Annotated in this window: 9 protein-coding genes; 3 read left to right on the forward strand and 6 right to left on the reverse strand. The window is 66.2% G+C overall.

The features are described 5' to 3' along the window. Window positions 1-93: 93 nt before the first annotated feature. Window positions 94-1,074, forward strand: a complete 981-nt coding sequence (locus NX773_RS14965) for a gamma-glutamyl-gamma-aminobutyrate hydrolase family protein (RefSeq protein ID WP_258857111.1) — start codon at window positions 94-96, stop codon at window positions 1,072-1,074. A gap of 112 nt (window positions 1,075-1,186) precedes the next feature. Here NX773_RS14965 and NX773_RS14970 read toward each other — a convergent pair whose 3' ends face one another. The 6 genes from NX773_RS14970 to NX773_RS14995 all read right to left on the reverse strand — a co-directional run bounded on the left by NX773_RS14970 (window position 1,187) and on the right by NX773_RS14995 (window position 7,011). Next, on the reverse strand, window positions 1,187-1,867 hold the full coding sequence (locus tag NX773_RS14970; RefSeq protein ID WP_258857112.1) for an ArsR/SmtB family transcription factor: 681 nt from the start codon (window positions 1,865-1,867) through the stop codon (window positions 1,187-1,189). Window positions 1,868-1,919: 52 nt separating this feature from the next. Further along, complete coding sequence (locus tag NX773_RS14975) at window positions 1,920-3,044, reverse strand: YbdK family carboxylate-amine ligase (protein ID WP_258857113.1); 1,125 nt, start codon at window positions 3,042-3,044, stop codon at window positions 1,920-1,922. After that, window positions 3,034-4,227 carry a cation:proton antiporter gene (locus NX773_RS14980; RefSeq protein ID WP_258857114.1) on the reverse strand — a complete coding sequence of 398 codons (1,194 nt, stop codon included), beginning with the start codon at window positions 4,225-4,227 and terminating at the stop codon, window positions 3,034-3,036. Before NX773_RS14980 ends, NX773_RS14975 begins: the two co-directional genes overlap by 11 nt. Window positions 4,228-4,392: 165 nt before the next feature. Further along, the gene (locus tag NX773_RS14985) at window positions 4,393-5,562 is read right to left on the reverse strand and encodes a vWA domain-containing protein (protein ID WP_258857115.1); all 1,170 of its coding nucleotides are present in this window, start codon (window positions 5,560-5,562) and stop codon (window positions 4,393-4,395) included. 7 nt (window positions 5,563-5,569) lie between these two features. Further along, complete coding sequence (locus NX773_RS14990) at window positions 5,570-6,160, reverse strand: GNAT family N-acetyltransferase (protein WP_258857116.1); 591 nt, start codon at window positions 6,158-6,160, stop codon at window positions 5,570-5,572. Beyond that, window positions 6,157-7,011, reverse strand: a complete 855-nt coding sequence (locus NX773_RS14995) for an AAA family ATPase (RefSeq protein WP_258857117.1) — start codon at window positions 7,009-7,011, stop codon at window positions 6,157-6,159. The genes NX773_RS14990 and NX773_RS14995 overlap by 4 nt, the downstream gene beginning before the upstream one ends. A gap of 181 nt (window positions 7,012-7,192) precedes the next feature. On the opposite strand from NX773_RS14995, the gene NX773_RS15000 reads away from it, so the two are divergent. Then, on the forward strand, window positions 7,193-7,522 hold the full coding sequence (locus tag NX773_RS15000) for a c-type cytochrome (protein WP_258857118.1): 330 nt from the start codon (window positions 7,193-7,195) through the stop codon (window positions 7,520-7,522). 10 nt (window positions 7,523-7,532) lie between these two features. Next, complete coding sequence (locus NX773_RS15005; protein ID WP_258857119.1) at window positions 7,533-7,871, forward strand: c-type cytochrome; 339 nt, start codon at window positions 7,533-7,535, stop codon at window positions 7,869-7,871. Window positions 7,872-7,912: the final 41 nt, after the last annotated feature.

The raw sequence follows: 7,912 nt of genomic DNA on the forward strand, positions 1-7,912 counted from the left end.
AGGCCGGGACGACGGTTGAAGGCTGTCGCAAGCGATGCGGGATTTGTTACATCCTCCGAATCGTGCGCAGGCGTGCACAAGCTATAGTGGGGCATGGCTGACGACAAGGACACGCACGGCGACAACGCGGGCCCGCCGCGGCCCGGCGGTCCCGGCCCCAAGCGCATTCCGGACCGGCGCTCGCCCGAGGGCCCGCCGCGCTACCAGCGCCACGGCGACACCCCGTTCGCATTGGCCGGCCGTGTGCTGGCGGCGCGCTGGCGCGCCCTGCGCGACCGGCTCAGCCGCGACTTCATGCGCCGCACACTGCGCATCGGCGTCTCCGCGCGCATCTTCCACCCCGAGCCGGGCGCAACCGGCCTGCGCAGCAAGAACCTGCAATACCTGGAGGAATCGATTGCGCAGTGGGTGATGTCCCGCGACGTGCTGGTGCTGATGATTCCGACGGTCAACACCAACGGGCTGCTGCACCCGAGTAATATCACCTTGCGCCACTACGCGCGCCACCTGGACGGCCTGGTGCTGCAAGGCGGGGCCGACGTTTCGCCGATGACCTATTCGGAAACGCCCACGCGGCCGGAATGGGGCGGCGACCGCGCGCGCGACCTGTACGAGCTGGAGCTGGTGCATGAATTCATCGACGCGGGTAAGCCCGTGCTTGGCATTTGCCGCGGGTGCCAGCTCATCAACGTGGCCTTCGGCGGTTCGTTGTACCAGGACGTGGCGACCAACCTGCCGGACGCGCAGGCGCACGTGAACGACGATTACGACGCGCACCGGCACTCGATCGTGTTCCCGCCGGGGTCCTCGCTGGCGCAGATGTTCCCGGGCGTGCCGTGCGCGGTGGTCAACTCGATCCACCACCAGGCGGTCAAGGAGCTGGGCCGCGACATCCGGGTGGAGGCATTGTCCGAGCCGGACGGGGTGGTGGAGGCGATCCGCTACCAGCGGGCGGACTTCGTGGTGGGGCTGCAGTGGCATCCCGAGTTCCACCGGGCCAAGGGCACCGAGCTGCTCGACTGCACGCCGGTGCTCGACGAGTTCCTGCGCGCGGCGAGCGAAACGCGGTTTTGACCACAGCTGCTGTCGTCCCGGCGAACGCCGGGACCCATACGTCGCGTGCCTGGTGGCTCAGCATGGGTCCCGGCCTTCGCCGGGACGACGTGCAAGGGGAGTGGGCGGGGGGTTAAGCTGCCAGCCAGTCGCGCAGGGCAGCTTCACCGGATGCGGTGAACGCAAACACGCGCGACCCATCCATTCGCTTTCCCCACCCCAGTTCTTCGAACCGCGCCAGCATCTGCGTCGCCAGCGCCCCGGCCAGGTGATGTCGCCGCTCGCTCCAGTCCAGGCAAGTGCGGCACAGCGCCCGCCGCCCCGGCTTGATCGCAGCAGCGTCGATGCCCAGCGCGCCGACCAGTGCACGCCCCTGGCTGGTGAGCCCGATCCCATCGCCATCGATCGCAAACGCTCCGCGCCGTGCCAGCGCGTCGTACACCATCACGCCCAGCTCGCCGGCCAGGTGGTCGTAGCACACGCGCGCGCGCCGCAGCGCCGGCTCGCGCGGGCTGGAGCGCACGCGCACCGCGCCGGCGCCGAACGCCACGCCCATCAGCGACTCCAGCAGCTGCGCCACCTCGTCGCTGGCCAGCCGGAAGTAGCGGTGCCGTCCCTGCGCTTCCATCGCCAGCAGCCCGGCGTCGTGCAGCCGGCTCAGGTGAGCGCTGATGGTCTGCCGGGTCACGCCGGCAGCATCGGCCAGCTCGGTCGCGGTCAGCGCCATGCCGGACATGAGCACGGTCAGCACTTCGGCGCGCGCGTGGTCGCCGATCAGTGCGGCGATGGTCGTGATGTTGGGTCCGTCTTTCATACCGCGATCTTAGCGTAGAACGCGTGGGCCGTTTCGCTGCCCACCCTGCCGGTCAACTGTCGCCCATGCGAAAGCGCTGGATGGCCGCGTTGACCATGCCTTCTGCGCTGCCCTGCGTTTCCACCTGCTGGCGCAGGTAAGTGGCGTCGTTGTTCGCACGCGCAACGTCGGCCAGCTCGCGCAGCGCGTCGTAACTGCCCAGCGCGTCCGCGTGCGGTTCCATCAACCGCAGCGTGTGCAGAATGTCCTCGCGCAGCGACATGGTCTCGTAGGTCTTGGGATGCGTGACCGTGCCGTCCAGCCCAAAGCGGCAGGCCTGGAAGCGGTTGTAGTTGTACACGAGGTAGTCATCCTCGAGCGGGGGCGGGTCCTCGCGCAACAGCAGGTGGCGGCACAGCGCCTGCAGGTAGCCGGCCAGCGCGGCCGCCCGCTCCACCGTGAGCGGCGTGTCGCACACGCGCAGTTCGATGGTGCCGTACTCGGGCTTGGGGCGGATGTCCCAATAGAAGTCCTTCATGCTCTTGATGATGCCGGTGCGCTCCATCTTGGCGAAGTACACGTCCTCGAATTCCGCCCAGCGCAGCACGAACGGCGCGCGCCCGCTCATCGGAAAGGCGAACACGGAGTTGAGCCGGGCCGAGTCGAACAGGCTGTCGTGCCCCTGCACAAAGGGCGACGAGGCTGACAGCGCGATGAAGTGCGGAATGTAGCGCGACAGCGCATGCAGCAGGTACAGCGCGTCGTCGCCGCTGGCGCAGCCGATGTGCACGTGCTGGCCGAACACCGTGAACTGCTTGGCCAGGTAGCCGTACAGTGAGGACAAGTGCTGGAAGCGCGGCTTGGAGAAGATCTTCTGCTCCGACCAGTGCTGGAACGGATGCGTGCCGCCGCCGCAGATGCCGATGTTGAGCGTGTCGCCGGCGGTGACCAGCGTGTCGCGGATCTCCTGCAATTGGGCCAGCAGCGGCGCGTGCTGCGAGTGCACGCTCGAGTTAATCTCGATCATGCTCTCGGTGATCTCGGGCGTGACGTTGCCGGGGAACGGTTTGCGTTCCAGCAGGTGCAGCAGGTCGGGGCTGGCCGCCGTCAGGTTGAAGTCGGACAGGCTCACCAGCTGCAGTTCCAGCTCCACGCCAAAGGTGAGCGGCTGCGACGAGGCGAATGGTTCAAGGGGCATGGCTCTTCTCCGGTGCCTCGCGCGCCCACACCAGGGCGCGCTGGATGATGATCGGGCCGAACACCTCGAGCAGCATGGTCACGGCGGCCATGGCCAGGAGCTCGTCCACCACGCGCAGGCCGGTGTGGCGCGCATGCTCGAGCAGCATGATGACGAACACCGACAGCGGCGCCAGCGCCAGCCCCGTGAGCGCGCCCTTGCGCCACGACACCCCGGACAGGTGCGCGAACAGCATCACGCCAACGGTTTTGGTGACCAGCCGCGCCGCCACCAGCGTGAGCGCGAGCGCCGCGCCCGCGACCACCTTGCGCCAGTCGAGCGTGGAGGCGGCGAACACGAACAGCAGCACGGTGAGGATCTCGCCCAACGCGCCGAAATTGCGCTGCGCCTGGCTGAAGGCCACGCGCCGGTGCCGCGCGGCGAGACCGAATGCAAGCGTGGCCACCACCGGCGACAGCCGCACCGTGTAGGTGACTGCCACCAGCAGGATCACCGCCAGCGCGAACGCGACGGTGGCGTCCTGGCGCACGTTGCCGATCGCGCGCAGCACGGCCGGCACCGCCACGCCCAGCAGCGCACCGGCCAGCGCGGACACGGCCAGCACCACCAGGCTGCTCCAGATGGCGTCGCCCAGGTCTTCCGAGGTGCGGAAGATCCAGAACCCCAGCACCGCGTTGAACGCGAACACGGCCAGCACGCAGTTGAGCGCCGACAGGTGCAGGGCGCGCTCAGTCACCTGGCCGGAACTGGCCTGTTCGTTGATGACGCGGACCACGGTGGCGGGCGAGGTGGCCATCGATAGTGCGGCCAGCATCAGCGCCGTGAGCTGCGCCGTGCCGAAGCGCACCGCCACGAAGTACACGGCGGCGAACGTGGCCAGCGCCTCCACCAGCCCCGCCACCCCGATCCACGGATTGATGCGCAACCAGTGCAGGTTGATGCGGTAGCCCAGTTCGAACAGGATCAGGCCGAAGGCCACGTCCGCGAGCAGCGCCATGGTGTCGTCGGTGCCCGGCGCCGGCAGCACGCCGAGCTGGGTGGAGGCCAGCGCGAAGCCGGCCAGGCCATAGAAGCTGATGCGCGGCAGCCCGGTCCAGCGCTGCCCGAACTCGCCCACCAGCCACGCGATCGTGATCGCGATCGGCCACGCAAGGCTGGTCAGGATCGAGAGCAGGCTGGGCATCCTTTGTCCTCTTGGCAAGTCGGTTCTGGCCGATTCTACAAGAGGGCGGGGCGCGCACGATTGACGTAGGGTGGGCGGGTTTCCCGCCCACGCGTTCAACCGGCTGAAATGGCGCCGCGACGTAACAGGATCCGCTTGAACGCGTGGGCGGCACAGCCGCCCACCCTACCTGCTCAACGTGCGCATTGCCCGCTCCAGCCCATCGATCGTCACCGGATACATGCGGTTGTTCACGAGCTGCCGGATGATCGCGATCGACTGCCGGTACTGCCAAAGGTTCTCGGGTTCCGGATTGAGCCACGCGAACTTGGGGAAGGCATTGCAGAAGCGCGCCAGCCATTCGGCCCCGGCTTCCTCGTTGTTGTACTCCACCGATCCACCCGGCTGCACGATCTCGTACGGGCTCATGGTCGCGTCGCCCACGAAGATCAGGCGCGTGTCGGGCGGGTACTTGCGCAGCACATCCCAGGTTGGAAAGCGCTCGGCGTGGCGGCGGCGGTTGTTCTTCCACAGGTAGTCGTACACGCAGTTGTGGAAGTAGTAGAACTCCATGTTCTTGAATTCGGTGCGCGCGGCCGAAAACAGTTCTTCGGTGCGTTCGATGTGGTCGTCCATCGTGCCGCCCACGTCCAGCAGCATCAGCACCTTGATGCGGTTCTTGCGCTCGGGCTGCATGCGAATGTCGAGGTAGCCCGCGTTGCTTGCGGTCGCGCGGATCGTCTCGTCCAGCGCCAGTTCCTCGGCCGCGCCCTGGCGTGCAAAGCGGCGCAGGCGGCGCAGCGCCACCTTGATGTTGCGGATGCCCAGTTCGCGCTCGCCGTCATAGTCACGGTAGCTGCGCTGCTCCCACACCTTGACCGCGCTGCGCCTGCCGCCCTTGCCACCGATGCGGATGCCTTCCGGGTTGGCGCCGCCATTCCCGAACGGCGAGGTGCCGCCGGTGCCGATCCATTTGCTGCCGCCTTCGTGGCGTTCCTTCTGCTCCTTGAGCAGCTGGTTCAGGCGCTCCATCAGCTTGTCGTAGCCGAGCTTTTCGATCTGCGCGATTTGCTCCGGCGTGAGCTCGCGCTGCAGCCTCTTGATGAGCCAGTCGAGCGGAATGTCGGCCTTGGTGTCGAACACCGCGTCGATGCCTTTGAAGTAGGCGCCGAACGCGCGGTCGAACTTGTCGAAGTGGGCCTCGTCCTTCACCAGCGTCAGGCGCGCGAGGTAGTAGAACTCGTCCAGCGACGGCGCGATCACGTTCTTCTGCAGCGCGTCCAGCAGTGTCAGGAACTCCCGGATGGTCACCGGGACCTTGGCGTCGCGCAGCGTGAAGAAGAAGTCGATCAGCATGGTGGGGTCAAGCGCGGGCGTGCTGCGCCAGCTTGTAGTGCAGCTGCGATTTGATCTCGGGCCATTCGCCGCGCAGGATGCTGTACATGACCGTGTCGCGCACCGTGCCGTCGCGGCGTGGGTGGTGGTGGCGGATCACGCCGTCCTTCTTCGCGCCCAGCCGCTCGATGGCCTGCTGCGACGCGTGGTTGAAGATGTCGGTGCGCAGGCCCACCACCGCGCAGCCGAGCGTGTCGAACGCGTGCGACAGCAGGAGCAGCTTGCAGCTCGTGTTCACGTGGCTGCGCTGGCGGCTTTTCGCGTACCAGGTCCAGCCGATCTCCACGCGGTCGATGCGCGGCACGATGTCGTGGTAGCTGGTGGTGCCGATCACCGTGCCAGTCGAGGCGTCGACGACCGCGAACGGCAGCCGGTCGCGCATGTCGAGCGCGTCGCGGATGTACTGCTCGACGTTGTGCGGCTCCGGCACCGAGGTGATGCGCAGGTTCCACAGCTCGCCGTCCGCGGCGGCGTCGCGCAGGCCGTCGGCGTGGTGCGGCGCCAGCGGCTCCAGCCGCACGCCGTTGAACTCCAGGGTGACCGGCTTCACCTCGATCATCGGTTGGTCCTCGACATGTACACCAGCCGCTCGAACAGGTGCACGTCCTGCTCGTTCTTGAGCAGCGCGCCGGCCAGCGGCGGCACGATCGCCTTCGCGTCCTGGCTGCGCAGGGCGTCCGGGGGAATGTCCTCGGCCAGCAGCAGCTTGAGCCAGTCCAGCAGCTCGGAGGTGGACGGCTTCTTCTTCAGCCCCGGCACGTCGCGCAGCTCGTAGAAGCTTTGCAGGGCTGCGGCCAGCAGGTCCTGCTTCAGGTGCGGGAAGTGGACCTTGACGATGTCGGCCATCGTCTCCTTGTCCGGGAATTTGATGTAGTGGAAGAAGCAGCGGCGCAGGAAGGCGTCCGGCAGTTCCTTCTCGTTGTTGGAGGTGATGATGACCAGCGGCCGGTGCTTCGCCACCACCATCTGGCGCGTCTCGTAGACGTAGAACTCCATCCGGTCGAGCTCGCGCAGCAGGTCGTTGGGGAATTCGATGTCGGCCTTGTCGATCTCGTCGATCAGCAGCACCACCGGCTCGTCGGACGCGAAAGCCTGCCACAGCACGCCCTTGACGATGTAGTTATGAATGTCACGCACGCGCTCGTCGCCCAGCTGCGAGTCGCGCAGGCGCGACACAGCGTCGTACTCGTACAGGCCCTGCTGCGCCTTGGTGGTGGACTTGACGTGCCATTGCAGCAGCGGGCGGTTCAGCGCGGCCGCCACCTCCTCGGCCAGCATGGTCTTGCCGGTGCCCGGTTCGCCCTTGATCAGGAGCGGTCGCGCCAATGTGAGAGCGGCGTTCACGGCCAGCTTCAGGTCGTCGGTTGCGACGTAGCTGTCGGTGCCTTCGAAGCGATGAGGTGCTTGCATACGCGTCAACAAAAAAGAATGAATTATTCGAGTATAAGCCAGTTCCGAGGCCATCGCTGTCGATGTTGCACCGTTTATAGACGATAACAAAGTCTTCGGATAGAATCGGGCGCTGGTAGTACAAATGCTAACTTTTTTAACGTTTGCGGTATCGATTCACCCCCTTAACCGATTGCCCACCATGAAAAAACTTTTAGCAGTACTCGTGCTCGCTGGCTGTGCCCAGGCCGCCTTCGGAGCTGATGTCGTCGGAAACGCCAACGCCGGAAAGGGCAAGGTAGAAAACTGCATCGGCTGCCACGGCATTCCCGACTACAAATCCAGCTTCCCGGAGGTCTACAGCGTGCCCAAGATCGGCGGGCAGTCTGCCAAGTACATCGAAGCCGCCCTGCATGCTTACAAAAAGGGGGACCGCAAGCATCCTTCGATGAACGGCATCGCCACCGCCCTGTCCGACCAGGACATTGCGGACGTCGCAGCGTTCTACTCCCAACAACAGCCCGGCAAATAAGGACAGCGCCATGAAAAAACTGATCACCGCGCTGATCTTCGGCGCCATCTCGATGAACGTGTACGCGGCCGACGCCGCCAACGGCGAAGCGCTGGCCAAGAAGTACAACTGCGCCTCGTGCCACGGCGCCGACTTCAAGAGCCCGATCGACCCGAGCTATCCCAAGCTGGCCGGCCAGCACGCCGACTACCTGAACCACGCGCTGACCGCCTACCAGCGCGGCGGCAAAGCATTCGGCCGCAACAACCCGATCATGGGCGGCATGGCCGCGCCGCTGTCGGACAAGGACAAGGCCGACATCGCGGCTTACCTGGCCAGTTTGCCGTCGAACCTGACCTCGCACCGCTGATTGGCGGCTGCGGAAAAACGAAAGCCACGCGTTGCGTGGCT

The sequence above is a fragment of the Massilia solisilvae genome (genome assembly GCF_024753215.1).
GTDB classification, from domain to species: Bacteria; Pseudomonadota; Gammaproteobacteria; order Burkholderiales; family Burkholderiaceae_D; genus Telluria; species Telluria solisilvae.